General features: G+C 42.0%; 25 protein-coding genes and 1 pseudogene. 23 read left to right on the top strand and 3 right to left on the bottom strand.

Annotation, left to right across the window (positions count from 1 at the left end):
* Positions 1 to 102 precede the first annotated feature (102 nt).
* The 8 genes and pseudogenes from pyrH to ODU45_RS02100 all read left to right on the top strand — a co-directional run.
* Positions 103 to 837 (top strand): UMP kinase, encoded by a 735-nt coding sequence (gene pyrH, locus ODU45_RS02135; protein WP_015445263.1) that lies wholly within the window; start codon positions 103 to 105, stop codon positions 835 to 837.
* 348 nt (positions 838 to 1,185) lie between these two features.
* The gene (gene frr, locus ODU45_RS02130; RefSeq protein ID WP_024384951.1) at positions 1,186 to 1,743 is read left to right on the top strand and encodes a ribosome recycling factor; all 558 of its coding nucleotides are present in this window, start codon (positions 1,186 to 1,188) and stop codon (positions 1,741 to 1,743) included.
* A 131-nt stretch (positions 1,744 to 1,874) separates the two neighbouring features.
* Positions 1,875 to 2,729 carry an RNA-binding virulence regulatory protein CvfB gene (cvfB, locus tag ODU45_RS02125; RefSeq protein WP_398580673.1) on the top strand — a complete coding sequence of 285 codons (855 nt, stop codon included), beginning with the start codon at positions 1,875 to 1,877 and terminating at the stop codon, positions 2,727 to 2,729.
* Between the two features lie 9 nt (positions 2,730 to 2,738).
* On the top strand, positions 2,739 to 3,659 hold the full coding sequence (locus ODU45_RS02120; RefSeq protein WP_398580672.1) for a 2-dehydropantoate 2-reductase: 921 nt from the start codon (positions 2,739 to 2,741) through the stop codon (positions 3,657 to 3,659).
* Positions 3,660 to 3,668: 9 nt separating this feature from the next.
* Positions 3,669 to 4,124 carry a DUF1801 domain-containing protein gene (locus tag ODU45_RS02115; RefSeq protein WP_398580671.1) on the top strand — a complete coding sequence of 152 codons (456 nt, stop codon included), beginning with the start codon at positions 3,669 to 3,671 and terminating at the stop codon, positions 4,122 to 4,124.
* Between the two features lie 5 nt (positions 4,125 to 4,129).
* Positions 4,130 to 4,345, top strand: a complete 216-nt coding sequence (locus ODU45_RS02110; protein WP_009910192.1) for a YozE family protein — start codon at positions 4,130 to 4,132, stop codon at positions 4,343 to 4,345.
* 78 nt (positions 4,346 to 4,423) lie between these two features.
* Positions 4,424 to 5,446 (top strand): PhoH family protein, encoded by a 1,023-nt coding sequence (locus ODU45_RS02105; protein ID WP_398580670.1) that lies wholly within the window; start codon positions 4,424 to 4,426, stop codon positions 5,444 to 5,446.
* Positions 5,447 to 5,560: 114 nt separating this feature from the next.
* Positions 5,561 to 5,760, top strand: a pseudogene (locus ODU45_RS02100) (IS982 family transposase); the annotation flags it as partial.
* Positions 5,761 to 6,118: 358 nt separating this feature from the next.
* Here the strand turns inward: ODU45_RS02100 and ODU45_RS02095 are convergent.
* The gene (locus ODU45_RS02095; RefSeq protein WP_044763959.1) at positions 6,119 to 7,267 is read right to left on the bottom strand and encodes a cobalamin-independent methionine synthase II family protein; all 1,149 of its coding nucleotides are present in this window, start codon (positions 7,265 to 7,267) and stop codon (positions 6,119 to 6,121) included.
* A 204-nt stretch (positions 7,268 to 7,471) separates the two neighbouring features.
* Between ODU45_RS02095 and ODU45_RS02090 the strand changes: the two genes are divergently transcribed.
* The gene (locus ODU45_RS02090) at positions 7,472 to 8,638 is read left to right on the top strand and encodes an MFS transporter (RefSeq protein WP_105139086.1); all 1,167 of its coding nucleotides are present in this window, start codon (positions 7,472 to 7,474) and stop codon (positions 8,636 to 8,638) included.
* Positions 8,639 to 8,738: 100 nt separating this feature from the next.
* Here the strand turns inward: ODU45_RS02090 and ODU45_RS02085 are convergent, their stop codons facing one another.
* A complete protein-coding gene (locus ODU45_RS02085; RefSeq protein ID WP_012775205.1) occupies positions 8,739 to 8,909 on the bottom strand; it encodes a DUF3042 family protein in 171 nt (56 codons plus the stop codon).
* A 68-nt stretch (positions 8,910 to 8,977) separates the two neighbouring features.
* On the opposite strand from ODU45_RS02085, the gene miaA reads away from it, so the two are divergent.
* The 5 genes from miaA to ODU45_RS02060 are packed head-to-tail and all read left to right on the top strand — an operon-like array spanning position 8,978 to position 13,410.
* Positions 8,978 to 9,862 (top strand): tRNA (adenosine(37)-N6)-dimethylallyltransferase MiaA, encoded by an 885-nt coding sequence (miaA, locus tag ODU45_RS02080; protein WP_105153544.1) that lies wholly within the window; start codon positions 8,978 to 8,980, stop codon positions 9,860 to 9,862.
* Positions 9,855 to 11,105, top strand: coding sequence for a GTPase HflX (hflX, locus tag ODU45_RS02075; protein ID WP_015646651.1), 1,251 nt, complete (start codon positions 9,855 to 9,857; stop codon positions 11,103 to 11,105). The genes miaA and hflX overlap by 8 nt, the downstream gene beginning before the upstream one ends.
* The gene (locus ODU45_RS02070; RefSeq protein WP_398580669.1) at positions 11,089 to 11,718 is read left to right on the top strand and encodes a cystathionine beta-lyase; all 630 of its coding nucleotides are present in this window, start codon (positions 11,089 to 11,091) and stop codon (positions 11,716 to 11,718) included. The genes hflX and ODU45_RS02070 overlap by 17 nt, the downstream gene beginning before the upstream one ends.
* A 10-nt stretch (positions 11,719 to 11,728) precedes the next feature.
* Positions 11,729 to 12,658, top strand: a complete 930-nt coding sequence (gene rnz, locus ODU45_RS02065; RefSeq protein WP_398580668.1) for a ribonuclease Z — start codon at positions 11,729 to 11,731, stop codon at positions 12,656 to 12,658.
* Positions 12,655 to 13,410: an SDR family NAD(P)-dependent oxidoreductase gene (locus tag ODU45_RS02060; RefSeq protein WP_398580667.1), complete on the top strand. Its 756-nt coding sequence runs from the start codon at positions 12,655 to 12,657 to the stop codon at positions 13,408 to 13,410. The genes rnz and ODU45_RS02060 overlap by 4 nt, the downstream gene beginning before the upstream one ends.
* Positions 13,411 to 13,447: 37 nt before the next feature.
* On the opposite strand, the gene ODU45_RS02055 is transcribed toward ODU45_RS02060, so the two are convergent.
* Positions 13,448 to 16,633 carry a M14 family zinc carboxypeptidase gene (locus tag ODU45_RS02055; protein ID WP_398580666.1) on the bottom strand — a complete coding sequence of 1,062 codons (3,186 nt, stop codon included), beginning with the start codon at positions 16,631 to 16,633 and terminating at the stop codon, positions 13,448 to 13,450.
* Positions 16,634 to 16,848: 215 nt separating this feature from the next.
* On the opposite strand from ODU45_RS02055, the gene cls reads away from it, so the two are divergent.
* From cls to ODU45_RS02010, 9 genes are all read left to right on the top strand, one after another.
* The gene (gene cls, locus ODU45_RS02050; RefSeq protein WP_398580665.1) at positions 16,849 to 18,396 is read left to right on the top strand and encodes a cardiolipin synthase; all 1,548 of its coding nucleotides are present in this window, start codon (positions 16,849 to 16,851) and stop codon (positions 18,394 to 18,396) included.
* Between the two features lie 155 nt (positions 18,397 to 18,551).
* Positions 18,552 to 20,765: a single-stranded-DNA-specific exonuclease RecJ gene (gene recJ / locus ODU45_RS02045; protein ID WP_136646842.1), complete on the top strand. Its 2,214-nt coding sequence runs from the start codon at positions 18,552 to 18,554 to the stop codon at positions 20,763 to 20,765.
* Positions 20,744 to 21,913, top strand: a complete 1,170-nt coding sequence (locus ODU45_RS02040) for a DUF3114 domain-containing protein (RefSeq protein ID WP_398580664.1) — start codon at positions 20,744 to 20,746, stop codon at positions 21,911 to 21,913. The genes recJ and ODU45_RS02040 overlap by 22 nt, the downstream gene beginning before the upstream one ends.
* A 14-nt stretch (positions 21,914 to 21,927) precedes the next feature.
* Entirely contained in the window at positions 21,928 to 22,440 is a 513-nt protein-coding gene (locus ODU45_RS02035; protein ID WP_002937136.1) for an adenine phosphoribosyltransferase, read from the top strand.
* 103 nt (positions 22,441 to 22,543) lie between these two features.
* Entirely contained in the window at positions 22,544 to 23,485 is a 942-nt protein-coding gene (metA, locus tag ODU45_RS02030) for a homoserine O-succinyltransferase (protein ID WP_014637718.1), read from the top strand.
* A gap of 9 nt (positions 23,486 to 23,494) precedes the next feature.
* Positions 23,495 to 24,169: a DnaD domain-containing protein gene (locus ODU45_RS02025; RefSeq protein WP_398580663.1), complete on the top strand. Its 675-nt coding sequence runs from the start codon at positions 23,495 to 23,497 to the stop codon at positions 24,167 to 24,169.
* Between the two features lies 1 nt (position 24,170).
* Positions 24,171 to 24,854 carry a tRNA (adenine(22)-N(1))-methyltransferase gene (locus ODU45_RS02020; protein ID WP_398580662.1) on the top strand — a complete coding sequence of 228 codons (684 nt, stop codon included), beginning with the start codon at positions 24,171 to 24,173 and terminating at the stop codon, positions 24,852 to 24,854.
* Positions 24,844 to 25,638: a Nif3-like dinuclear metal center hexameric protein gene (locus tag ODU45_RS02015; protein ID WP_398580661.1), complete on the top strand. Its 795-nt coding sequence runs from the start codon at positions 24,844 to 24,846 to the stop codon at positions 25,636 to 25,638. The genes ODU45_RS02020 and ODU45_RS02015 overlap by 11 nt, the downstream gene beginning before the upstream one ends.
* A 175-nt stretch (positions 25,639 to 25,813) precedes the next feature.
* Positions 25,814 to 26,638 (top strand): ZIP family metal transporter, encoded by an 825-nt coding sequence (locus tag ODU45_RS02010; protein ID WP_024410284.1) that lies wholly within the window; start codon positions 25,814 to 25,816, stop codon positions 26,636 to 26,638.
* The last annotated feature ends 66 nt before the right edge of the window (positions 26,639 to 26,704 follow it).

The raw sequence follows: 26,704 nt of genomic DNA, 5'->3' as shown, positions 1-26,704 counted from the left end.
GAGAAGGAAAGTTCGTTGAGGATTTTCCTTTTTTCTTGGAGATTTCAGTATAAAAAAAACGGTTTTTGTGGTAGAATAGTAGGGATAAAAAAGAGGAGAGAGATGATGAAACCTAAATACGAACGTATTCTAATCAAACTATCTGGTGAGGCCTTGGCTGGTGAACGTGGTGTCGGTATTGACCTTAAAACTGTTCAGGAAATGGCAAAGGAAATTCAGGAAGTCGCAGAATCAGGTATTCAGATTGCCCTTGTTATTGGTGGTGGTAACCTTTGGCGTGGAGAACCTGCTGCTGAAGCGGGTATGGATCGAGTTCAAGCAGACTATACAGGCATGTTGGGGACTGTTATGAATGCTCTTGTAATGGCTGATTCCCTTAAACAGCTTGGTGTGGATACACGTGTGCAGACAGCGATTGCGATGCAGTCAGTTGCAGAGCCTTATATTCGTGGTCGTGCCCTTCGTCATCTTGAAAAAGGTCGCATTGTTATTTTTGGAGCTGGTATTGGTTCTCCGTACTTCTCAACGGATACGACAGCGGCTCTTCGTGCTGCAGAAATTGAAGCGGATGCGATTTTGATGGCTAAAAATGGTGTGGATGGCGTCTACAATGCTGATCCGAAGAAAGATGCTAATGCAGTTAAATTCAATGAATTAACCCACCGTGAAGTGATTAGTCGTGGTTTGAAAATCATGGATGCGACGGCATCAACTCTCTCAATGGACAATGATATTGATTTGGTCGTGTTCAATATGAACGAACCAGGAAATATTAAACGTGTTGTCTTCGGTGAGCCAATCGGTACTACCGTTTCAAATTCTTCAGAAGAAAAATAAATCATATCGTCATTTAATTTTTCTTTTATGTACTTCGACGATCGAGGAAATATTGTTTCCTTATTTCCAACTTCAAACGGGAGTGGGAAAGAACTCGACCAAGATAAAAAGAGTTCGTCTTCCCACCCCCGCACAGTTGATTAGGCCAGATTTGGAGTACAAAACACGAACAAATCTGCCAATCAACCACTGCGCTGAGATGTTGACACGAACTCTGAGCAGTGGTCCTGGGCTTTTTGCCCAGCCTCATTTGAACTCGCCTTGCCTAACTTCAGTTATGCCTGTGGCTCGTTGCTAGTACTAAAAGTAAACTAAAAGACTGTAAAAAAATACAAAGAAGGAAGTCTTATGTCTAAAGAAATTATTGCTAAAGCGCAAGAGCGCATGAATCAATCTCATCAGAGTTTGGCACGTGAATTTAGCCACATTCGTGCTGGCCGTGCCAATGCTAGTTTGTTGGACCGTATTTCCGTTGAGTACTACGGTTCTCCAACACCATTGAACCAGTTGGCTGGTATTACAGTGCCAGAAGCGCGTGTTCTATTGATTACTCCGTTTGATAAGTCAATCTTGAAGGATATTGAGCGTGCTTTGAACGCTTCAGATCTTGGCTTGACGCCACAATCTGACGGTACTGTTATCCGTTTGGTTATCCCTGCCCTTACAGAGGAAACGCGTAAGAACTTGGCGAAGGATGTGAAAAAAGTTGGCGAAAATTCAAAAGTTGCCATCCGTAATATCCGTCGTGATGCCATGGATGAAGCTAAAAAAGCTGAAAAAGCAAAAGAAATCACTGAAGACGAATTGAAGTCACTTGAAAAAGATATTCAAAAAGTAACAGATGATGCTATCAAAACAATTGATAAAATGACTGCCGACAAAGAAAAAGAATTGTTGGAAGTTTAATCAACAAGTTTTTAGGCTACAAAAATAGATCATCACTGGGCTGTCTAACTTCCAGTGGTGAACCAATAAGAAATCTAATGGGGGGAGTTAGACAAGACTTCCCCTACTTTTTAATCAGAAAGAAGAAAATCATGAATGATTTATTAGCACAGCATATCGTTGGTTTAGTGACTGACGAAAACGATCAGTTTTACTTTGTCCAAAAAGAGGGGAGAACCTTTGCTCTTTCTAAGGATGAAGGCGAACATAGTCTAGGTCAATCTGTTAAAGGATTTGCCTATACCGATATGAAACAAAAACTCCGTTTGACAACTAAGGAAGTTGGAGCGAGTCGTACCAGCTTTGGTTGGGGAACTGTCACAGAGGTACGTAAGGATTTGGGTGTCTTTGTGGATACAGGTCTGCCAGACAAGCAAGTGGTTGTTTCCTTGGACATTTTGCCTGAAATCAAGGAGCTCTGGCCGAAAAAAGAGGATCAGTTGTACGTCAAATTAGACGTCGATAAGAAGGACTGCATTTGGGCTCTGCCAGCTTTTCAGGAAGATTTTCAGAAAATGGCTGGACCTGCTTATGACAATATGCAGAACCAAAATCTGCGAGCGATTGTCTATCGTTTGAAAATGAATGGTACTTTTGTTTATTTGCCAGACAACAACATGCTTGGTTTTATCCATCCGAGCGAACGCTTTGCGGAACCACGTTTGGGTCAGGTTTTAGAGGCGCGTGTCATCGGCTACCGTGCAGTTGATCGGACCTTGAACTTGTCTCTCAAGCCACGTTCATTTGAGATGCTGGAAAATGATGCCCAGATGATATTGACTTATCTGGAAAGCAATGGAGGCTTCATGACCTTGAACGATAAGTCTGCTCCGGAAGACATCAAGGCCACCTTTGGTATTTCCAAAGGGCAATTCAAAAAAGCTCTTGGAGGTCTGATGAAGGCTGGAAAAATTAAACAGGATTCTTTGGGAACAGAGTTGGTGTAGGGGGCGTCTATGCTAGTGTATATTGCTGGTAGCGGGGCAATGGGGTGTTGTTTTGGTTATCAATTGTCTAAGACAAATCATGAAGTGATTTTGTTGGATAATTGGGAAGAGCATATCGAAGCGATTCGAGAAAACGGCTTGAAAGTGACTGGAGATGTAGAGGAAACTGTACACTTACCTATCATGAAACCGACCGAAGCAACGAGAGAAGCAGATTTTATCATTCTATTGACAAAGGCTGATCAGTTGCCAAAGATGTTGCGGGATATTAAGCCGATAATCGGTCCAACTACCAAGGTTTTGAGTCTCTTGAATGGTTTGGGGCATGCGACGACCATGCGTCGGTACGTGCCAGATGAAAGTATCATGGTTGGGGTGACCATGTGGTTGGCGGGACTAAAGGGTCCTGGACATGCTCACTTAGAAGGTCCGGGTTCTATGTCCGTTCAGCATATTCTTGGTAATGAGCAATCAGTTGCGGATATTATTGAAATGCTGAATGAAGCTGGACTAAATGTGACCTATGACAATCATGTTGTCAGTGCTATTTGGCAGAAAGCCTGTGTCAATGGTGTGATGAATCCAACTTGTACCATTTTAGACTGTACAATTGGTGAATTATTTGGTACGGAGGCTGGACTGAATCTAGTACAGGGGATTTTCAAAGAATTTATTGCTGTTGCTAAGTCTGAGGCAGATGGAATTGACGAAGAAGCTATTTGGAAATATGTTATTGATGCTTCGAAGAAGGCTTCCAATCACTATCCATCTATGCATCAAGATTTGGTCCAACATGGTCGAAAGACAGAAATTGATTATCTGAATGGAGCAGTTGTATTCAAAGGTAAGCGAGCAGGCATCCCTACGCCATACTGTCAGATGATAACAGACATGGTTCACGCCAAGGAAAGTATGCTGGGGTTGAGATAGGAGAAAGTCATGCTGATTGAAGTGGAAACGATTGAAGAATATATGGTTGCCTTGCCTGAGAATCGGAAGGAAGCGGTTGAACGGCTCCATCAAGTGATTGTGGAACAGTTACCAGCTGGTTTTGAAGTAGGCATCTTGGGAGGTATGATTAACTATTATGTGCCGCTTACTGCCTACCCTGATGGTTATCATTGCGCACCGGGAGAGCCCCTGCCTTTCCTTGCCTTGGCATCACAAAAGGCACACATCGCCCTCTACCACATGGGAATCTATATGGACCAAGAATTGAATGATTGGTTCGTTGCTGCTTATCAAGCACAGGTGCCTACCAAACTGGATATGGGCAAGTCCTGTGTTCGTATGAAAAATCCCAAGAATATTCCTTATGAATTGATAGGGGAATTGGTTAGTAAGATGTCTATGGAGCGCTATATAGAGCTCTACGAAAAAAATCATAGAAAGTAGATGTAGTGAGAAGAAGTTTTTATTCTTGGTTGATGACCCAGCGCAACCCGAAAAGTAATGAACCAGTAGCTATCTTGGCAGATTATGCCTTTGATGAATCTGATTTTCCTAAGCAATCAGATAATTTCGATGAAGTCAGTCGTTTTTTGGAGGAATCGGCCAGCTTTGCCTTTTCCATGTCTGATTTTGATGCGATTTGGGAAGATTATTTGGGACATTGATGGATAAAATAGTACAAAATAGCCTTGTTTGGGCTATTTTTGTTATAATAGAGAAAAGCACAGGAAAAGGAGCAACTCTTGCTAGAACATTCAATTGATATTCAACTCAAGCATCCAGATGATTCGTTTAGTCTATTTGGTTCGAATGAACGCCATCTGAGATTGATGGAACAGGAACTAGGTGTGGTTATTCATGCCCGTACGGAAAAAGTGCAGGTGATTGGACAGGAAGAACATGTAGAACAGGCACGTCTTGTTATCCAGTCTCTCCTTGTCTTGGTTAGTCGTGGTTTGGTTATCAATACACCAGATGTGGTGACAGCTATTTCCATGGCAAAAAATGATGAGATTGAGAAATTCGTTGCCCTCTATGAAGAAGAGATTATCAAGGATAACTACGGCAAACCCATTCGCGTAAAGACTCTTGGTCAAAAACTCTATGTGGATAGCGTAAAGCATCATGACATCGTGTTTGGAATTGGACCTGCTGGTACAGGTAAGACCTTCTTGGCGGTTACTCTAGCTGTCACAGCCCTCAAGCGGGGACAGGTCAAGCGCATTGTCCTGACACGTCCTGCGGTCGAGGCAGGCGAAAGTTTAGGCTTTTTGCCAGGGGATTTGAAAGAAAAAGTAGATCCCTATTTGCGCCCTGTCTATGATGCCCTCTACCAGATTTTGGGCAAGGAGCAGACCACGCGCCTAATGGAGCGGGAAATCATCGAGATTGCACCGCTGGCCTATATGCGTGGTCGGACCTTGGAAGATGCTTTTGTCATCTTGGATGAGGCACAGAACACCACCATTATGCAGATGAAGATGTTCCTAACCCGTCTGGGCTTTAATTCCAAGATGATTGTCAATGGGGATATTAGCCAGATTGACCTGCCGCGCAAGGTTAAGTCAGGTTTGATTGATGCGACGGAGAAGCTGAGCAAAATACCGCAGATTGATTTCGTGCATTTTTCAGCCAAGGATGTGGTTCGTCATCCAGTTGTTGCCCAGATTATCAATGCCTATGAAGAGGAGGCTCTGGCAGCTGATAGCCGAGCAAGTTTTGAAACGATTGGGCAGCCTAGTCGGAAATACAATGGTGAAGAGTAGCTGTTTCATTGGCTGATATATAAAAGAATTGTGATGCTAGTTACATTTAATATACAATAAAAAGTCCAAATGGACGATACTGTAAGTGACGAAACAAACAGGAGCTTAGTCCAAATGAGTGACTTACAGCATATCGTAAAATCACATCGTACAGCAAATATCAACTATTTGTCATAAGTTATACCAAGCCTATTGCCCGACTCCCTTAAAGCATTGTCACAACGTTGCTTTGTCTAAGGTATCGGATAAATCTATGCAAATATTGCTAGTACTTCCAGTTAGTTGGATTAGGGATTAAATCTCAACGTCATTTTCGAACCAGCCCTCATTGTAGCGGATAGAGGTTATGAAACCTATAATTTTATAGATCGTTACCAATAAAAAGGCTGGTTCTATCTGATTCGGATTCGAGATGGGAAAAGCAGCATGAAACCGAGTTTTACTCCCTTTCTTTTCGCATGTTCGGCACCGATAAGTATGAAAACCTCGTGGCCAATTGTGATAAATCTGTAGACTATATAAAAAGCCTCCTTTTGTGTTGTCCGAACATAAAATCCCAAGTATTACATCGGAAAAATACTTGGGATTAGATATCATAGATTAACTGATCAGAGTTAACTTAGAGACACTGATTGATGACAGGACTTTTATGCACGAATAACAAGAAGTGGCTTAAGACCAAAACTTCTCTGCAATTTCTTGGCCTTGTTTAATTTTTGCCCACTGTTGCGGGATGGCCAATTCATTACCTGAATCACATGAAGCGAATCCACATTGATGTGACAAGTAGAGACGCTCTTTTGGAATAATCTTGCTTGCTTCCTCGAGTAATTTGTAAACACGCTCTTCATCATCCAAATCAGAAGTTTTACTTGAAAGTAGACCAAGAACGACTTCGACATTCTTATCACGCAAGCTTTCCAAAGCTTTTAAATCACCTGCACGTTCATCATCCCACTCAAGGAAGAATCGATCGTATTTTTGGTCACGCAGGAATTTTTCAGCAATAGCTTCGTAAGTTCCGCCAGCTGCAGAGCGGCTTTCATAGTTACCACGGCAGTTGTGCGTCCAGACGGTCAAGCCAATTTCATGTCCGTAATCAATAACAGCATTATTGATAGCAACAAACTCGTCAGCCAAAGCAGCCAATGCTTCAGAATCGTCTTGTGGCAAGAAAGGTACAGGGTTAGCAGGGTCGAATAATTCCCAAAGGCAGTCATCGAATTGAACGATTTGTCCACCAGCTTCCTTGTACTGGTCTAAAAATTCTCTATAGGCAGCCAATAAACCTTCTTTCAAATCCTCACGTGTTTTATAAACTTGGTCTGGACCGACTTGACCATTGAAGAGAACAAGCTCGGTAAAGGCATGGGCAGGTCCCCATACAGTTAACTTTGTATCAGTTTCACCAGCTAGTTCTTTAACTTTTTTATAAATGTCAATGAAATGGTGATTTTTTGCTGAAAGAGGACCTGTGATACGTAATCCAATATCCTTACGTGTTTCAAAAATTTGTCCATCATGGTCTTTAAAAGGATAACCATGCTCAGCAATGTAACGCTCGATACCATCGAAGCCCCAGACAAAGTCAAGATGCCACATTGATTTTGAAAACTCACCGTCTGTTACAATATCAATACCATTTGCTTTTTGCTCAGCGACAATCGCCTCGATAGTTGCAGCTTCAGTTTCTTGATAGCCATCAAAGGCGTCGTAGAATGGGTATTGGATATTGTCACGATGCTCAATTTTACGTTTAAATTCTCCTAAGTTTGCTGGTCGAAGAAGTGAACCGACTAATTGGAATCTTGAAGTTGTCATATATGTATCTCTCTTTCTTTCTTTCGTTTTAGTATGAACCTATTCTAACTCATAAGCTATCATTTGAAAAATAGTTATTTTCATGGCAAATCCATAGTTAAAAACTATAACTAGAAAAAAAGACGGAAATAACTTTCTATCATTTGTCAACTATGGTATAATCGAAAGTGCTGAAATCCGAACGTTAGGAGACTTAGGAGAAAAATGAAAAAACAATCACCATTTATAATTGCAGGAATCGTCATGCTAGGGGTCGTGATGCGTGCCCCCTTTACAGCTTTACCTGCTATTTTGACAGATGTGGCAGCAGGACTGGGAGTAGAAGTGAGTTCATTAGGAATTTTAACCTCTATTCCGCTCATTATGTTTGCTCTTTGTTCATCCTTAGCACCGCGTCTTGCGGCTAAGTTTGGCATGGAAAAACTAATGGCCCTGGTCTTACTGGTCATGGTGCTTGGTTCAGGGATGCGAGTTCTCAACTTACCAGCCCTTTACATTGGTACTATGCTTGTTGGTGCTACAATAGCGTTTATTAATGTTTTGCTACCAAGTTTGGTTGCGGCTAATTTTCCAAAGAAAATTGGTCTGTATACGACGATTTATATCACTCTCATGGGGGTGGCGGCAACAGTTGCATCCATGATTGCTGTTCCAATTGTATCCTCTAGTTCTTGGGAATTTTTTATTCTGTTAATTACAGGATTGGTGTTTATGGCTTTCCTAATCTGGTTGCCTAATGTAAAAAATAACCATCGATTTGCAAGTGAGAACCAAGGAAAACAGAAATCATCTATCTGGAAAAATAAAGCAGCGATTGCCTTTTTGATATTTGGTGGGCTACAATCAGTCCTCTACTATACAGAGATTACCTGGTTGCCAACCATTTCTCAATCAGTTGGCTTTAGTAAGGCAGAAGCAGGTCTAATGGCTGGTTTCTTTAATATGACAGCTATTCCCATGTCTATGATTATCCCAGCTGTTCTTTCCCGTCAGACAAAAGAAATGCGTCGAAATATCATGCTGGCTATTTCATCTGTTACCTTGCTTGGCTTGGTCATGATGGCATTGATTCCGACCAATCTCATTCTTTGGTCAGCACTTCACATTATTTTAAGTTTTTCAAATGCAGCGCTCTTCCCTTATATGATGTTGAGCTTTACTTTGAAAACAAGCAACAGCCAGGCTACTGCTCAGCTATCAGGAATGGTGCAGACAGGTGGCTATCTCATTGCAGCATTTGGACCAGGCCTTCTCGGTTATAGCTATCCAATCTTCGGAAACTGGATGCCATTGATTCTTGCTTTGGCTATCGTCACACTTGCCATGATGTGGACTATTGTTCTCATTGAAAGAGAAGATATTATCTTATAAAGTATAATCCCTTAAGAAGGTTGACATTTTTCTGTGAAAATGGCAGAGCTTCTAAGGGATTTTTTGTCAAACAAAAAAAGCTGGGACCCTTGCCAGCTTTTTAATGTGCTACACGTTTACGAGCAGCTTTTTTACGATTTTCCTCAATGAAGGCTTCTTTCTTTTCTTCTGGTTCAATGATTGTTTTGTGAACAGTGAAGACTGCGCCTGCTGCAAGAGCAACTGTAGAAAGAACACCTGTCAAGAAACCTTTACCAAAACCTTTAGCCATAGTTATTTCTCCTTTACTTGTGTTATAATAGATTTTAGCGAAAAAGCAAAATATTTTCAAGGAAAAAGATGAAAACTAAAGTTATTGTGGTCATTGGACCAACTGCGGTAGGAAAAACCGCTTTAGGCATTGAATTGGCCCGGCGCTACAATGGAGAAATTATCAGCGGTGATAGCCAGCAAGTCTATCGCAAACTGGATATTGGTACGGCCAAGGCTAGTAAAGAGGAGCAGGCTGCTGCGGTTCATCACTTGATTGATGTCCGAGATGTGACCGAGGGCTATTCGGCTTATGAATTTGTAGCAGAAGCCAAGGCTTTGATTGCTGACCTTACTAGTCGTGGCAAGCTGCCTATTATCGTGGGTGGAACAGGCCTATATATCCAAAGTCTACTGGAAGGCTACCATCTGGGCGGGCAGGTTGACCAGGAGCAAGTTCTTGCTTATCGGGCGGAACTCGACTGCTTGTCTGACGAGGTTTTGGAAGCAATGGCAGAGCAGGCAGGTTTGACAGTCGAGGGAAACAGCCGACGGAGAATCATTCGTGGACTTGAGTTGAAAAAGTTTGGCAAAAACTTAGAAAATACAGAGTCAGAATATGAGCCTCTTTACATCTGCCTGACGGATGACAGACAGGCTCTTTACGACCGCATCAATCAGCGAATGGATATGATGATGGCGGCGGGCTTACTAGATGAAGTTAGCTGGCTCTACAGAGAGCAACCCCAAGCCCAAGCTGCTATGGGAATTGGCTACAAGGAGTTTTTCCCTTATTTTGCTGGTGAGCTTTCGCTAGAAGAAGCAGTTGATAAGGTCAAGCAAAATAGCCGCCGCTTTGCAAAACGCCAATTGACTTGGTTCAGAAATCGGATGCAGGTTCCTTTCTATTCAGTAGGCGAGCCAGATTACAAGTCGCAGATTTTCACCGCCGTGGAGGAATTTTTAAATGATTGAAACGCAGAAAGAACAAGAACGTGCCCTCCTGGTCGGAGTGGAATTACAGCAAACAGACAACTTTGACATGTCCATGGAGGAGTTGGCAAGCCTGGCAAAGACGGCTGGCGCTCTGGTCAAGGGAGTCTACACTCAAAAACGTGAAAAATACGACAGCAAGACCTTTGTCGGCTCAGGGAAACTAGAAGAAATTGCCCAGATGGTCGAAGCTGATGAGATTGATACCGTTATTGTCAATAACCGACTGACACCCCGTCAGAATGTCAATTTGGAGGAGATTCTGGGGGTTAAGGTCATCGACCGTATGCAGTTGATTTTGGATATTTTTGCCATGCGAGCACGGAGCCACGAGGGAAAACTGCAGGTCCACTTGGCCCAGCTCAAGTACATGTTGCCACGCTTGGTTGGACAAGGTATCATGCTCAGCCGTCAGGCGGGTGGTATCGGCTCTCGTGGACCAGGTGAAAGCCAGTTGGAGCTCAACCGTCGAAGCATTCGCAACCAGATTCACGACATCGAACGCCAACTCAAAACGGTGGAGAAGAACCGAGCGACTGTCCGTGAACGCCGCCTGCAATCAGGTGTTTTCAAGATTGGCTTGATTGGCTATACCAATGCTGGTAAGTCCACCATCATGAATGCCATGACGGATAAGCGACAGTACGAGGCGGACGAACTCTTTGCGACACTTGATGCCACGACCAAGCAGATTAACTTGGCTGACAAGTTCAATGTGACCCTGACTGACACGGTTGGTTTTATTCAGGACCTGCCGACCGAGTTGATTTCTGCCTTCAAGTCCACCTTGGAGGAGTCCATGAACGTGGACCTCTTGCTCCATGTCATCGATGCTTCTGACCCCAATCACAGTGAGCAAGAGCAGGTAGTCTTGGATATTCTCAAAGACCTGGATATGCTGGACATTCCACGTCTAGCTCTCTACAACAAGTTGGACAAGACGGACGACAGCTTTACCCCCAGTCAGTTTCCTCATGTCATGCTGTCCGCTAAGGATGAAAATGCCAAAGGCCATATACAGATGATGGTCTTGGCCAAGATTAAGACCATGTTTGAACGATTTGAGGTCAGGGTTCCACTTGCTGAATCTTATAAATTGCATGATTTGGCAACTCTGGCACTGATTGAAAATCGGACCTATGAAGAGGATGTGGAAGTGGTATCAGGCTATATCGCTTCCAGCAATAAATGGAAGTTGGAAGAATTTTATGACGGATTATCTTGATTTGGCAATCAAATACGGTGGCTTTACCAGCCTGGACAAGGTCTATCTGGCGAAGAAATTAGCTGATTTGACTGACCAACAAAAACTAGACTTTATCACGCCACCGCCTTCGGTTATCAATGCCTATTTTGCGGAAATCTACCAGAAACAAGGAGCAGAAGAGGCGACCGACTATTATCTCACTCTATCTCAGCAGCTGAGCCTTTTTTCAAAAGAACCCAGCTTTGAAGAAGATAAGCCCTTTGTCCGTCTCAACTTATCAGGTAAGTCTTTCGGATTTGCCTATGTGTCGGCTGACGGTTTGGCTCAGGTTTTTTCGGAAGGAGCGGAGGAAGTGACAGATAGCTTGCTCTTTGAAATTGCCCAAGTCTTTCCCCACTATGTCGTCTTTGTGGAGGAGGGCAAGATTTTCATGAAAGCCAATCCCTTTAAGGACGCCGAATTAAAGGAAGTTGAAACAGACTATCTCTTGACCCAGGTGGAAAAGGCAGAAGGTTTGGTCAAGATTTCAGGCTTTAATCAGGAAGAAGTGCTGGAAGCAGCGGAAGGTTTTTCTGGTCAGTATTACTATGTCTGGTCGGGTCGCTCTGCAATTTTATATATAAAACATTAGAAAGTAAACAATGCAAATTCAATTTTTAGGTACGGGGGCTGGTCAGCCCTCCAAGGCTCGAAATGTATCCAGTTTGGCCTTGAAACTCTTGGATGAAATCAATCAGGTTTGGCTATTTGACTGTGGCGAAGGAACGCAAAATCAAATTTTGGAAACGACTATTCGCCCACGTAAAGTCGCAAAAATCTTTATCACTCACCTGCATGGAGACCATATTTTTGGACTGCCAGGTTTTTTATCTAGCCGTTCTTTCCAGTCAAGTGAGGAGCAGACTGATATTGATATTTATGGTCCTGTTGGCATTCGTTCCTTTGTCTTAGCAAGTTTGAAAGTATCAGGGACACGCCTACCATATCGCATTCATTTTCATGAATTTGATGTTGATACAGTTGGTCAGGTCCTAGAAACAGACAAATTCACGGTATTCGCTGAAAAGCTGGACCATACCATTCCTTGTGTCGGCTATCGTGTCATCCAAAAAGATTTGGAAGGGACATTGGATGCAGAGGCACTGCGCGCGGCAGGTGTACCATTTGGTCCTCTATTCGGTAAAATCAAAAACGGTCAAAACGTGACGCTAGAAGATGGGACTGAAATTATCGCGAGTGACTATATTTCTCCTCCTCGGCCTGGTAAGGTGGTGACCATTCTTGGTGATACGCGCAAGTGTCATGCTAGTGTCCGTCTGGCTGTCAATGCTGATGTGTTGGTGCATGAGGCGACTTACGGAAAAGGCGATGAGAAGATTGCTCGCAAGCATGGGCATTCGACCAATATGGAAGCCGCTCAGGTTGCTAAGGATGCGGGTGTCAAACAGCTGCTTCTCAATCACATTAGTCCTCGCTTTTTGGCCAAGGATGTCAGTCAGCTGCGTAAGGATGCTAGAACCGTCTTCGAAAATGTCCACATTGTTAAGGATTTAGAGGAAATTGAGCTATGAGAACCATTCTAATCACAGGTGCTTCTGGTGGCTTGGTACAGGAAATGGTGCCATTGCTGAAGGATGATTTTTTGATTTTACTAGGTCGTGATGTCGAAAAAATTGAGCAGCTCTATGCTTACCATGAAAAAAAGGCTGTCTTTGATGTAGACATCCGAGATGAAATAGCTCTGACGGCATTTTTCGATGAACTGGATAGTCAGTTTGGTCAGATTGATATTTTAGTCAATAATGCTGGCTATGCCATTTACGATGATTTTGAGAATTTTTCCAGCCAGCAGGTGCAGGCTATGTTTGACATCAATACTTTTGCTCTGATGACCATGTGCCGTTTAGTAGGTAAACGAATGAAGGCAAGACGGAGTGGTCAGATCATCAATATCGTTTCCATGTCAGGATTGATTGCTTCAAGTAAATCGTCAGTTTATTCGGCGACCAAGTTTGCGGCCATGGGATTTTCCAATACTATTCGCTTGGAATTAGCCCAGTATGGTGTGACAGTTACTACGGTTAATCCAGGTCCAATCGCAACTAGCTTTTTCGATCAAGCAGACCCGGATGGAAGCTACCAAGAGAGCGTCAAGGCTTTCTTGTTGCAACCAGATTATGTGGCTCGGAAAATCGTGGCAGCTATGGGGACGAAGAAACGGGACATCAATCTACCTTGGTCACTAGCAGCTGCTCACAAGCTCTATACCTTGTTTCCAAGAATATCAGATTACTTGGCCAGTACAGTATTTAATTTGAAATAGAAAAACGCCGAAATAAAACTCGGCGTTTTCGTGTATACTAGCTACGCTTTTTTCTACGTAAGGAGATACTGCCTAGAAGTAGGCTACCTAATGCGATAGCGATATAGTTTGTTTTTTCACCTGTTTGAGGTAGTTGTTTTGCATCGGTAGACTTGGTGGTATGTACTACTGTAGTAGTTTTTGGCGCCTGATCCAGAATATTTTTTGGCATTTCAGGTTGTGGTACAAGAATTTCTACAGCTGGTAAGTCTTCTAAGGTTGCTAATTGACTACCAAATAGGGCGTTGGACACCCAACGGAAGAAGTGAACAGGGTGGACCTTGTTTGTTGGATTACCTGCATAGATAAAGACAGGTTGGTCTTGATAATTTCCAGCGATGGCGACAATTTTATTGGCTAATTTGTCATGACCAGGCCACCACCCTGCGATATAATAATCTTTGTCAGCAATTTTAACAAGTGTTTTAAATCCTTCAGGAATGCCTTCAATCCAATTACCGGAGTTGGAATAGAAAAGTCCATTCATGGCGTAACCACTTGTTAATGGATCTTTATCATCAATAATAGCCCGCATGAGACCTTCATAGTCGCCACCATCTGTAAATTGTTCCGCATTGAAACCTGCTAAGATTCCTAATTCCTCCAGTTTTTGCATGGCGACACCACCTACGATGATAATTGGTTTCTTACCAAATACACTGGCATCAAATTGATCAGATTCGAGAATGATAGCATCAGCCTCATCTGCGCTATTGACAATTTCAAAGCCCATTCGTTCTACCGCAAGTGCAGCATTTGCAAGAATGGCAAAGTCGCCTGCCCAACTATAAGAGTGAGAAGGAGCATACACCTTCATTGCTTTCAATTCTTGTCCAAGAGGCTTCTTATAGAGAGGTTCGCCGTATAGAGCATAGGTATCCAGCAAGTGGCTAAATTGGTTAGTTTCCATGATGTAGCCATCGTCTGTAAGGTAGACCTTAGCGCCTGATTTGATGGCTTGATTAATGGCCTGAACGGCGCTTTCAGATGTGTTTGCAACGATATAGTAAGGCGCTTTGAAATCAATTTCCGTAGTACGTGGAGCTTTTGTCCATGTGATGTTACCTAATTTGCCACTAAAGGCATTTTCTTCAAATACAGCCTTGGCGCTAAAGCCTTTCATATCTGGGAAGTTGACCACCAATTCAGCATACATGGCTCCCCAAGTAGATTCATCAGAACCAGCGTAGAGGACATGGTTAGCGAATCCTCGTTTGGCTTGAGCCATATCGACAACTAGGTCGCCCTTGCGGAAGTTTCCAACATCTTCAGTTAATTCCTTGACAATAACCCCATTACGATTGAAATATTCAATCATCTTAAATGCTTCCTGCATATCGTTGTGTTTATCGAGCGTCATAGGAATCACATAGTAGTCTGGGAAGAATTTTGGCTGGTCTTTTTTGACACGTCCGACAACAGCTCCGTCTGGTCCAACTAATTCAGACTCTGCTTTTGGATCTTCTACCTTATTGACACCGCGTGAATAGTATTTGAGCCGCATTTCCATGAGACTGTCTGGCTTGGTTGCCATATTGTGAACACCGCCCAAAACAGCAAAGAATCCAGCTTTGAATGATTCTTGATTTCCTTCTGGAATTTCAATCGTATGTCCAAGAATACCGTGGTACATTGCATACATCGCTGTATAGCCTGAGAAGGAATCGTCCCAACCATTTCCCCAGTGGACTTTAGGGATGGTGTAGCGTTCATATTTAGAATTTGCAATACCTGCTCGGCCCATTTCGTGAGCTTTTTCCAGCATAATATCGGCTAGTAAATCATATTCAAAGTTTGGGTCATGTGGCGGAGTGGCAGGCTCGATGAGAAATCCAGATACAAAACCATGAATATCTAAAACAGATATTGGATTCCATTTGTGGATTTGACGGACGATGGCTTGTGTTTCTGGATTCACTTGGAAACCAGTATCACGGTTAGGGTCCAAACCATTTACTAGTGAACGCAAGTTTTTAACATCGCCATCAGGATTTTCTGTGAAATTGAACAAGAAGATAAATTTATCTAACAAATCTGTCACTTTTAAATGCAGGGTAACAGGATTTCCATCGGCATCTGTAGATGGGAAAGTAATGGTATCTTTTTGTGCAAATTCTTTGAATAGGCTAGTTACCACATCTATGCCGGGTTGTTCATCAGCATGAGTGTTGTTGATGAGAATAGGTAATTTATAGTCGAAGGTTCCAGCTTGCAACTCTTTCAGCATCTGGTCGGGTTGGGTCAGCATGAGTGGCGTTGTTTCAGTAAGATATTTATCAATACTTGCTTGATCTTTAGCCACAATAGCCATTTTAATATCTCTACCTTCAGCTGATTGACCAATTGACTCAATCCTTACTAGGCGGTCGGTCGCGGCATTATCTTTAGTTTCCTCAATCTCTGTCAACATTTCCTCATGTGTACGGTAGGCTTCATAAGGACGGAAATGAAGAGTTTTTGAAATGGTCAGGTTTCCATCGGTGCTAGTACCTTCCAACAGCATATCTTTTATAAAATGTCGATAGGTACGGCGAATATTACTCGGTGTCCGTTTGCTCAAATCTTCTCCAAAGAGAGCTGCGAGCTGGATATTCAAATGAAGTTGGTTATCCTGTCTGCTTTCTTCTACAGTGATAAATGTATCGCCTGTGAAATCTCCCTCTTTCAAATTCCAGGTTTTCCATTCGGAAATAGGCTTTCCATCCAATGTCCATTCTATTTTTTCAGTCGTATCTGGAAGAGTGACGGATTCTGTGATAGTGACTGCTTCCGATAGATAGACAGTTTTTGTTTCGAGTGTAATTGTATCAATAGTCGGTACGGCAGATTTTTCTTCTGTAGTATCCTGATTATCATTATTAGCTAATCTGAGCGTAGTTTCCTCGGCATTGGGCTCGGAAGATGTTGTATCTTCTCCTGTGGAAACAGGTGTAGGAGAAGTATCTGCTATTTCTTCAGTTTGTTTTTCTATCTCCTTCCCTTCTGCAAGATTATCTGTAGCTTCGCTTGTGCTAGTTTCCATGATAGGAGTCTCTTCAGGCAGTGGAGTCACTGTTTTACTAGCAGTAGTTGGCATCTCCTCTGTATTTGCGAAGACCGTTCCCTGAGCGAGAGATGCAGCTAAAAGAACTGTTGAGGCAAGCAGGACTTGATTCAACAGCCTTTTCTTATATGAAAGTTTCATACGAACTTCCTCCTTTTGATAATGTGTACGGGGTAGTAAATTAAAACGGGTTATTTCATGCCTATCTTATCAAAAAATATATGTCTTTACAATATAAATTGAATATGTTTATATATTTAAAATATTCAGAAATATCGAATCATAAAGACTATTTATTTTTAGTAGGATAATGAACTAAAATCTGTTATAATGGTAAAAAAATAAGGGAGAGATGTATGGAAAAACTTTGGAAAATTATATACAGTCGGACATTTATCGTCATTAGTTTGATTGTTCTAACCATTTTCCTTATTCTATGGTTGGTAGGTTCGGCAGCTACCTATATGCCTGCTTTATTGATTGTTTTGCAAATTTTTTCGATTTTTGTGGCTATTTCAATCATCAATAGACCGATGAATACCAGTTTTAAGTTAACCTGGATTATTTTTGTCATTGGTATTCCGATTTTTGGTGCTCTATTCTATTTTATTTTGCAGTCCAACATTGAAACCAAACGTTATCGTAAAAATTTTCATAAGCAAGCACAAAGACTTCGGGAGTATAGTAAGACGTCTGAAAAGGTCATGAAGGCATTGGAGCAGGAAGATAAGGAGCAACTGAAATTAGCTCACTTCATGAGTGAGTACGTTGGCTACCCAATTCATACCAATACGGATGCCGTCTATTTTTCAACAGGTCAGGAAAAATTTGAAGCTCTACTAGAAGAATTGAAAAAGGCAGAGCAGTATATTTTCATGGAGTACTTTATTGTCGATATGGGGTATATGTGGGATTCTATCCTTGACATTTTGAAGGAAAAGGCAGCGCAAGGGGTGGAAGTTCGTTTTATGTATGATGGGATGAATTCACTGACCAATCTTCCCTATAATTACTATAAAACCTTGCGAAAATATGGGATAAAAGCCAAAGTATTTTCTCAAATTATCCCAGCCTTATCTACGGTGCAAAATAACCGTGACCATAGAAAAATTGCGATTATTGATGGAAAGGTTGCCTTTACTGGTGGCATTAATATCGCAGATGAATACATCAACAAGAAAGTGCGTTTTGGTTACTGGAAAGACGCAGCGATTATGATTAGGGGAGAAGCTGTTGCAAACTTTACGTTGATGTTCCTTCAAATGTGGAATTACAATGAAAAGACAGAGACAGATGATCTAAAATACCTCAAAACGCATAAAGATTTAGAGACGGAAACCGTTGATGCTGAAGGTTTCTTCCTTCCGTATGGCGAGAATCCATTTGATGGAGATGAGGTAGCCAAACGAGTCTGCCTAGACATGATTCAGTCGGCAACGGATTATATTTATATCATGACACCCTACTTAGTGTTGGATGATGAAATGATTGATAATTTGACTTATGCTGCGAAGCGTGGAGTCGAGGTTCGCATTCTGCTCCCGCATATCTATGATAAAAAATCAGCCTATTTGGCTGCTCGTACTGATTTTCCGACTTACTTGGAAGCAGGAATTGAAATCTTTGAATTCCAGCCTGGGTTTGTCCATTCCAAAGTTGTTTTGGTCGATGATAAGAAAGCTACTGTTGGTACGGTGAATATGGATTTTCGCTCTTTTTATCTTAATTTTGAGTGCGGTCTCTATATTTACAATCACTCGGCAGTTTTGGCAGCTATTAAGGATGACTTTACTCATTCCTTCAAAAAATCACAGCAAATTAACCTTCTAACCTTCCATAAAACGTACTCTTGGTATAAGCGTTTGGGAGGAGCCCTACTGCGAATTATTTCACCTTTATTATAAATTGCACTATTAGTTCTTCATGGAGCAAGGGATCGACATTCTGTTTCGGTCTTACCTTGCTCCATTTTTCTTGGAAAATGATATAATAGAAAGATAGTTTATACTCGGAAAAGTTACAGGTTACTTGTGATTTTGAGTATTAAGGAGTAAAAAACGTGATAAAACCCAATTATGACTGGCAATTATTGACCGGTTTTTCTGATGAACAATTTATCAAAATTGCTAAAAAAGAAGGAGTGGACCCGGTGGCGGCTAAGTTGCTGTATGAACGTGGCATCCATTCGGCGGAAGAATTGCATACTTTCTTACAACCAAGCTTAGAAGACCTTCACGATCCCTATTTACTACATGATATGGACAAGGCGGTAGAGCGGATTCGCCGAGCAATCGAAGATTACGAACAAATTTTGATTTATGGAGATTATGACGCAGACGGCATGACCTCGGCATCTATTCTGAAAGAAACTCTGGAGGAAATGGGGGCAGAAGTCCAAGTTTATCTTCCCAATCGTTTCACAGACGGCTATGGGCCGAATCAGTCAGTTTACAAGTATTTTATCGAACAGCAGGGGATTTCTCTTATTGTGACGGTGGACAATGGCGTAGCGGGTCATGAAGCGATTGCCTATGCCCAGGAAATGGGTGTCGATGTTGTCGTGACAGACCACCATTCCATGCAGGAAACCCTTCCCAATGCCTATGCGATTGTACATCCAGAGCATCCAGAGGGAAATTATCCCTTCAAACATTTGGCAGGTTGCGGTGTAGCCTTCAAATTGGCCTGTGCCCTTCTTGAAACGGTTCATGCAGACTTGCTGGATTTGGTCGCAATTGGCACCATCGCTGATATGGTTAGCTTGACCGATGAGAATCGTGTCATGGTCAAATATGGTCTCTCGCTTCTCAAACAGACTGAACGAGCAGGTTTGCAAGAGCTGATAAAGATAGCTGGTATTGACATAGACAGTATTGATGAAGAAACAGTTGGTTTCCAACTTGCTCCGAGATTGAATGCCCTTGGTCGACTCGACGATCCTAATCCAGCCATCGAATTACTGACTGGTTTTGATGACGAAGAGGCCTATGAGATTGCTCTCATGATTGACAGTAAGAATGTCGAGCGCAAAGACGTTGTCCAAGCAATTTACGATGAAGCAAAAACCATGCTCCGTCATGATAGACCTGTTCAAGTTCTGGCTAAAGAAGGTTGGAACCCAGGTGTTTTAGGGATTGTAGCAGGACGCCTACTAGAAGAATTGCACCAGCCTGTTATTGTCTTGTCTATTGAAGATGGTAAGGCAAAGGGTTCGGCTCGTTCTGTTGAAGCGGTTGACATTTTCAAGGCCCTTAAAGATCATCAGGACCTATTTATCGCCTTTGGTGGCCATGCTGGTGCAGCAGGTATGACCTTGGAAGTTGACAAACTCGAAGAGCTTGCTCTAACCTTGGCAGACTACATTATCGAAAATAAATTGGATTTATCCAGCAAGTCTTCGCTGGTCTTAGATGAAGAATTGGATTTAGAGGAATTAACCCTAGATACTCTAAAATCTTTCGAGAAGCTTGCGCCTTACGGCATGGATAATAAAAAGCCTGTATTCTACATCAGAGACTTTCAGGTAGAATCAGCAAGAACCATGGGGCAGAATAATGCTCATCTGAAGATACGGATTACAAAAGGGGTTGCTGGATTTGATGTGGTTGCTTTTGGTAAGGGTAATCTAGCCTTGGAATTTTCACAGGCCAAGGGCTTAGAACTAGCTGTTACCTTGTCTGTCAATCAATGGAATGGTAATACCAGTCTTCAGCTCATGTTGGTTGATGCTCGGGTCAATGGTGTTCAACTTTATAATATTCGTGGAAAGCAACATCCTATTCCTGCAGGAGTCCCAATTTTGGACATTGAAAATCCAGTAGCAGATAACAAAGCAATTGTCTTAGCTAACTTGCCTGAGGACCTCAGTAGTCTGCGTAGCTATTTTCAGGAAAGAGAATTTGAAGCCATTTATTTTAAAAATGAAATTGCCAAACCGTACTATCTAGATGGTTATGGTAGCCGAGAACAATTCGCTAAATTGTATAAGACTATTTACCAATTTGATGAGTTTGATGTCCGCTACAAACTGAAAGATTTGGCTGGTTACTTAAAAATTAAGGACAGTCTATTGGTCAAAATGATTCAGATTTTCCAAGAATTAGAATTCGTCACGATTACGGATGGGGTCATGCGGGTCAACAAAGAGGCGCAGAAGCGAGAGATTTCAGAAAGTCAAATATATCAAGAATTGAAAGAAACAGTTATCCAACAAGAGTTGATGGCGCTTGGCACCGTTCAGGAAATTTATGAATGGCTATGTGGTCGCGTTTGATGACAGTAGAAGCTCTGGTTGTTGTTGGAGTGATTGGAACGCTTCTCTACACTTATAGGTTTATCAGGCAAAAAAGTCTGTTGAAAAATCTTGAACAGATAACCGAAATAAAGCACGCACTGATTGAATTACGGCGAGTAGGATGGTCAGAAAGAGCCATCAAAAAGGTTTTCCTGAAACAACTGTTGCCTCTAAAACAAGAAGACATCCCAGCATTTGTTCAAAATTTCATAAAAGAAGCTACTATTTTTGCCTCAACTAGCTTTTATCAGTTGATAAAAGTTGACAGTCGCTCTTTAAGCCAAGAGAAAGCGACGGCTTTATTAGAGCAAAGTATGAATATGTTAGATTTTCCTGAGGAATTAAGTCACGGGATATTACCTGAACTTTTGCAGAAGATGGATGTGAATTGTCCTCCACACCATCCCTTTTGGCGGTACTTTGCTAAGCTAGTTGATAAGGCTTTTCCAGTTCGAGAATTAGAAGTCAAACGGCCGTTAAACAGACAGGTCCATCAACTGCGCTACCTTATTTCCTATCAGCAGGCTTTTTGGGTACGTCAGCAGTTTGGAAAAGGAAAAACAGACTGGCAGGCTCTGGTAGCCTATTTACGTAGCCTACCTCGGTGGTCTTACCGCTTACGAGAATCTGCCCGCCTACACAGTAAACAACTGTTCGGCAAGAAAAATCAGAAGACCTTGCCAGTCAATATGAAGATTTTGATTCATTTTCACAGTGAATTTATCCTAAATCAAGATGGACAATTTGCCTTGATTTTAGAAGAACGACCTCAGGTCAATGGCGTGGTAAACGGGGCTTCCTTCAATTATGCCAGAGCTAATAATAAGCGCCATAGACAACTTGATATGGCTCCAGTTGGCACGCAGGATCCCGTTTTTCGGAAAGAATTGCTACGCTCAAAGATGGGAGTCTATTTATCACCTACTCGCTTTCGTCGCTACCAAAAAGGAAGAAATGAGGTTGGCTGGGAGCAGTCTTACTTTAATCAGCAAGGAAGCTTTTCCTATGGTGGGCATAGCAGGGCAGCTTGTGTGGCGAATGTGAGGAGACGATTTGCTAAAGATATAGGTCTGAAATGTACCAAAAAACAATTTCATGGTATAATGAAGAGTAAAAATTATTTTTAAAAAGAGAGAGACAAATGAACTTAAAAGATTACATCGCAACAATTCCTAACTATCCAAAAGAAGGTATCGAATTCCGTGACATTAGCCCTTTGATGGCAGATGGAAATGCTTATAGCTATGCAGTACGTGAAATCGTTCAGTATGCGACAGATAAGCAAATCGATATGATTGTTGGGCCAGAGGCGCGTGGTTTCATTGTTGGATGTCCAGTTGCCTTTGAATTGGGAATCGGTTTTGCACCAGTTCGTAAGCCAGGTAAGTTACCACGTGAGGTTATCTCAGCTGACTATGAAAAAGAATATGGTGTAGATACATTGACGATGCATGCAGACGCAATCAAACCAGGACAACGTGTCTTGATTGTCGATGACTTGTTGGCAACTGGCGGTACTGTAAAAGCTACGATCGAAATGATTGAAAAGCTTGGCGGTATCGTTGCTGGCTGTGCCTTCTTGATTGAGCTAGATGATTTGAAAGGCCGCGAAGCAATCGGTGATTACGACTACAAGGTTTTGATGCACTATTAATCTAAGGTTATAGCCAAAACTTATAACTGGTCCTATTTTTATTCTAATTGAATTGCATAGCAACCTGTCTTATAATAAATATAAGAAAATTGGGAGGTTGCTTATGCCAATTAAAATTGAAAAATCATTACCAGCAGTTGAAATTTTGAGAAAAGAGAATATTTTTGTGATGGATAGTGACCGAGCTAGTCATCAGGACATTCGTCCTATCAAAATCCTTATTCTCAATCTCATGCCACAGAAGATAGTGACGGAGACTCAGTTGCTCCGTCTTTTGGCTAACACTCCTTTACAGTTAGAGGTTGAATTTCTCTACATGGCTAGTCACGAGTCCAAAAATACACACTCGGACCATTTGAAGCAGTTTTATAAGACTTTTGAGCAGGTCAGGGATAGCTATTTTGACGGGCTCATCGTGACAGGAGCACCAGTTGAAAACTTACCTTTTGAGGAAGTTGATTACTGGCAAGAACTTACTCAAGTTTTTGATTGGTCAAAAACACATGTTTATTCAACATTGCACATTTGTTGGGGTGCACAGGCTGGTTTGTATGCACGCTATGGTGTACCCAAACACAGTATGTCTCGAAAACTATCAGGCGTATATTGTCAAGAAGTGACTAATCCAACTAGCCCTCTTATGCGTGGGTTTGACGATGAATTTCGTTCACCACACTCCCGTTATACGGAAGTAAGAGAAGCAGATATTGCCCATCTGAGTGGGTTGACGATTTTATCACAAGGTCCAGAAGTTGGCCTATCCATTTTAGCCAGCAAGGATTTAAGAGAAATTTATAGTTTTGGACATTTAGAGTATGATAGGGATACCCTAGCTAAGGAATACCAACGTGATTGTATAGCTGGAAAAAATCCCCATTTACCGGAAAATTATTTCAAAGAAGATGACCCTACAAGCAAACCATCTCTCTCTTGGAATTTGCCAGCAGCACAATTCTTTACCAACTGGGTGAATTACGCTGTCTATCAAGAAACTCCATACGACTGGCATATCTTTGAACAATCAGCCCAGTCAGCTAGTCTTTAAAGAGGAAGTATGAACTATTCACAGCAATTTCGTCAGGGACATTTGGTCCTGCCAGCAGCAATATTATTCCACTATCAAGAGCTTTTTCCGTCGGCAGATGATTTTTTGATTTGGCAGTTTTTCTTTTATCAAAATTCTTCAGCCATCGAATCATTAGCACCTAGTGAGATTGCTCAAGCTACTGGTAAAACAGTTGCCCAGGTCAATCAAGCTATTGAAAATCTCCAAGATGCTGGACTCTTAGAATTTAAGACAATCAGTATTGCTGGTGAAATTGAAATGATATTCGATGCGCTTCCTGCTTTTGAAAAATTGGATGCTCTGTTAACTCCAAAACAGGCAGTTGAGATTGTGCAACCAGAGAATGATTTGAAGACCTTGGTGGGTGATTTTGAACGTGAATTGGGTCGCTTTTTATCGCCGTTTGAAATCGAAGATTTGCAGAAGACTATTGAGGATGACAAAACTTCGATTGATTTGGTTCGTGCAGCCTTGAAAGAAGCTGTTTTTAACAACAAAACAAATTGGAAATACATCCAAGCTATTCTACGAAACTGGCGCCGTGAGGGAATTACTACAGTTGCGCAAGTAGAAGCGAAAAATGCAGAAAGAGAAATTCAGACTCCTAAGAATGTGACTGTTTCAAGTGACTTTCTTGATGCAATGTGGATGTGGAAAGATTGATATGGAAACAAAATTATCTAAAAGGCTGGAAACAGTCGCAAGTTTTGTCCCACAAGGGGCACGTCTAGTTGATGTAGGGAGTGACCATGCTTATCTCCCTCTTTTTTTGGTAGAGCAGGGGCGTATTGATTTTGCCATTGCGGGGGAAGTCGTTCAAGGCCCCTATCAGTCAGCGCTCCAGAATGTAGAGCAGGCGGGACAAACAGAAAAAATTCTAGTCCGTTTAGCAAATGGCTTAGGTGCGTTTGAGATGTCTGACCAGATGACTGCCGTGACCATAGCAGGTATGGGAGGACGCTTGATTGCAGAAATCTTAGAAGCAGGAAAAGAAAAGCTTGCGACCATTGAACAGTTGATACTCCAGCCAAATAATCGTGAAGATGATGTGCGTCGATGGTTGGAAAAAAATGGTTTTAGATTGGTTGCTGAAAAGATTCTGGAAGAAAATGGCAAGTTATATGAAGTCCTCGTTGCAGAATCAGGACAGATGAGATTATCAGAAGTTGAACATCGTTTTGGTCCCTATCTACTAGAGGAGGTTTCGCCAGTTTTCGTCAAAAAGTGGAGAAGAGAACTTGAAAAATTAAGTTTTGCTTTGGAACAAGTTCCATCTGAACGCCAAGGTGACCGCTTTGCCATTTCCCAAAAAATCCAACAAATTCAGGAGGTACTCCATGTTAGCTAGTCTGGTTATTGAGCGCTATCAAGCCTTTTGCCCCTCTTCTTTGGCTATGGAAGGCGATGTCAAAGGGCTGCAAATTGGTACCCTTAATAAAGAGATTCAACGTGTCATGGTGGCTCTGGATATTCGTGAGACAACAGTGGCAGAGGCGATTGATAAAAAGGTGGATTTGATTATCGTCAAGCACGCTCCGATTTTTCGTCCTATAAAGGATTTGGTGGGTGACAATCCGCAAACTAAAATGTATCTTGATTTGATTAAGCATGATATTGCAGTCTATGTCAGTCATACAGATATTGATGTGGTTGAGGGTGGTCTCAACGACTGGTTCTGTGAACTATTAGAAATTCAAGATACTACCTACTTGATTGAAACTGCCGAGGGGCAGGGGCTTGGTCGTGTGGGGACAATAGCAGAGCAGACTTTGGAGGATTTGGCTTTGAAAGTCAAGTCTGTCTTTGGTCTAGATGCTGTCCGTCTAGTGACCTATGGGCATCAAGCCAAGCAGTATGTCAGCCGTGTAGCCATCTGTGGAGGCAGTGGTGGGGCTTACTACCATGAGGCTCTTGCCAAGGGGGCAGATGTTTACATCACAGGCGATATTTACTACCATACTGGGCAGGATATGCTGACACAAGGCTTGCTGGCTATTGATCCAGGCCATCATATCGAAGCCTTGTTTATCAAGAAAATTGCTGAATTGTTGGAAACATGGAAGGCAAATGAAGGTTGGGATGTCGAAATTCTACCTTCAACTGTTTCAACCAATCCGTTTAGACATTTGTGATAAATTAATCAGTACCTAATTATGGAAAGACCAAGACGACATTTAATGTAGTTTTAGGTCTTTTATTTTTTGGATGTTTTCTTATTTATTTAAGTGAAAAAGCTTGAATTTTATAATAAATTAGGATATCTTAATTTATAGGATATGCAAGATTAAACAGGATAGGATGTTAGTTATGACTTGGTTTACTAATCAGTCTGTAGTTCTACAGGCTTTGCTAGGTGGTTTATTCACATGGTTTTGTACGATTATGGGGTCTGCCGTTGTATTTTTCTTTAAGACAGTTAGTCGTCGTTTGCTAGACACCATGCTAGGCTTTGCAGCTGGTGTTATGATTGCGGCTTCTTTTTGGTCTTTATTAGCCCCATCGATTGAGTATGCTGAAAGTTCATACGGCAATTTGGCTTGGATACCAGCAGCAGTAGGTTTTGCAGCAGGTGGTATTTTTTTACGCTTGGTAGATGCCTGGGTTCCGCATTTGCATTTGGGGAATGATAAAGATAAGGCAGAAGGCGGTGGTGAGAAGGAGAGAAAAAATCTATCCAAAACAGCCCTGCTCTTCTTAGCTATTACGATTCACAATATTCCTGAAGGCTTGGCGGTCGGTGTGACATTTGGTGCACTTGCTTCTAACTATAGTCCAGCAGCTTTTATCGGCGCAATAGGTCTTGCTATTGGGATCGGTATACAAAATATTCCTGAAGGTGCAGCCTTGGCTATTCCAATTCGTACAGACGGTGCATCTAGGTGGAAAGCTTTTTACTGGGGATCAATGTCAGCGATTGTCGAGCCGATTGCAGCAGTCATAGGGGCTTTTGCGGTTACCTTTATGACACCTATTTTACCTTATGCCCTCTCCTTTGCGGCAGGAGCCATGATTTTTGTCGTTGTAGAAGAGCTCATTCCAGAGTCGCAGACAAATGGCAATACGGACATTGCAACTCTGGGCTTAATGGCTGGTTTTATCATCATGATGATTTTGGATGTTGCCTTAGGATAATTTGTTAAAGTCTGTCGTCACAGGCTTTTTTCTTATGACAATATCTTTAAAAATATGGTATAATGA

Origin of the sequence: Streptococcus sp. 2022WUSS135, from assembly GCF_044427045.1 — a bacterium.
Classification (GTDB): domain Bacteria; phylum Bacillota; class Bacilli; order Lactobacillales; family Streptococcaceae; genus Streptococcus; species Streptococcus hashimotonensis.
This window is presented reverse-complemented; position numbering and strand designations above follow the sequence as displayed.

Coding starts and splice junctions, on each gene's coding strand:
- ODU45_RS02115 (WP_398580671.1), top strand. CDS start 3,669: ATGCTGATTGAAGTGGAAACGATTGAAGAATATATGGTTGCCTTGCCT.
- ODU45_RS02060 (WP_398580667.1), top strand. CDS start 12,655: ATGAGAACCATTCTAATCACAGGTGCTTCTGGTGGCTTGGTACAGGAA.
- cls (WP_398580665.1), top strand. CDS start 16,849: ATGGAAAAACTTTGGAAAATTATATACAGTCGGACATTTATCGTCATT.
- ODU45_RS02025 (WP_398580663.1), top strand. CDS start 23,495: ATGAACTATTCACAGCAATTTCGTCAGGGACATTTGGTCCTGCCAGCA.
- frr (WP_024384951.1), top strand. CDS start 1,186: ATGTCTAAAGAAATTATTGCTAAAGCGCAAGAGCGCATGAATCAATCT.
- ODU45_RS02095 (WP_044763959.1), bottom strand. CDS start 7,267: ATGACAACTTCAAGATTCCAATTAGTCGGTTCACTTCTTCGACCAGCA.
- ODU45_RS02035 (WP_002937136.1), top strand. CDS start 21,928: ATGAACTTAAAAGATTACATCGCAACAATTCCTAACTATCCAAAAGAA.
- ODU45_RS02070 (WP_398580669.1), top strand. CDS start 11,089: ATGACGGATTATCTTGATTTGGCAATCAAATACGGTGGCTTTACCAGC.
- ODU45_RS02015 (WP_398580661.1), top strand. CDS start 24,844: ATGTTAGCTAGTCTGGTTATTGAGCGCTATCAAGCCTTTTGCCCCTCT.
- ODU45_RS02040 (WP_398580664.1), top strand. CDS start 20,744: ATGGCTATGTGGTCGCGTTTGATGACAGTAGAAGCTCTGGTTGTTGTT.
- ODU45_RS02120 (WP_398580672.1), top strand. CDS start 2,739: ATGCTAGTGTATATTGCTGGTAGCGGGGCAATGGGGTGTTGTTTTGGT.
- ODU45_RS02055 (WP_398580666.1), bottom strand. CDS start 16,633: ATGAAACTTTCATATAAGAAAAGGCTGTTGAATCAAGTCCTGCTTGCC.
- ODU45_RS02010 (WP_024410284.1), top strand. CDS start 25,814: ATGACTTGGTTTACTAATCAGTCTGTAGTTCTACAGGCTTTGCTAGGT.
- pyrH (WP_015445263.1), top strand. CDS start 103: ATGATGAAACCTAAATACGAACGTATTCTAATCAAACTATCTGGTGAG.
- metA (WP_014637718.1), top strand. CDS start 22,544: ATGCCAATTAAAATTGAAAAATCATTACCAGCAGTTGAAATTTTGAGA.
- cvfB (WP_398580673.1), top strand. CDS start 1,875: ATGAATGATTTATTAGCACAGCATATCGTTGGTTTAGTGACTGACGAA.
- hflX (WP_015646651.1), top strand. CDS start 9,855: ATGATTGAAACGCAGAAAGAACAAGAACGTGCCCTCCTGGTCGGAGTG.
- rnz (WP_398580668.1), top strand. CDS start 11,729: ATGCAAATTCAATTTTTAGGTACGGGGGCTGGTCAGCCCTCCAAGGCT.
- ODU45_RS02020 (WP_398580662.1), top strand. CDS start 24,171: ATGGAAACAAAATTATCTAAAAGGCTGGAAACAGTCGCAAGTTTTGTC.
- ODU45_RS02085 (WP_012775205.1), bottom strand. CDS start 8,909: ATGGCTAAAGGTTTTGGTAAAGGTTTCTTGACAGGTGTTCTTTCTACA.
- ODU45_RS02090 (WP_105139086.1), top strand. CDS start 7,472: ATGAAAAAACAATCACCATTTATAATTGCAGGAATCGTCATGCTAGGG.
- miaA (WP_105153544.1), top strand. CDS start 8,978: ATGAAAACTAAAGTTATTGTGGTCATTGGACCAACTGCGGTAGGAAAA.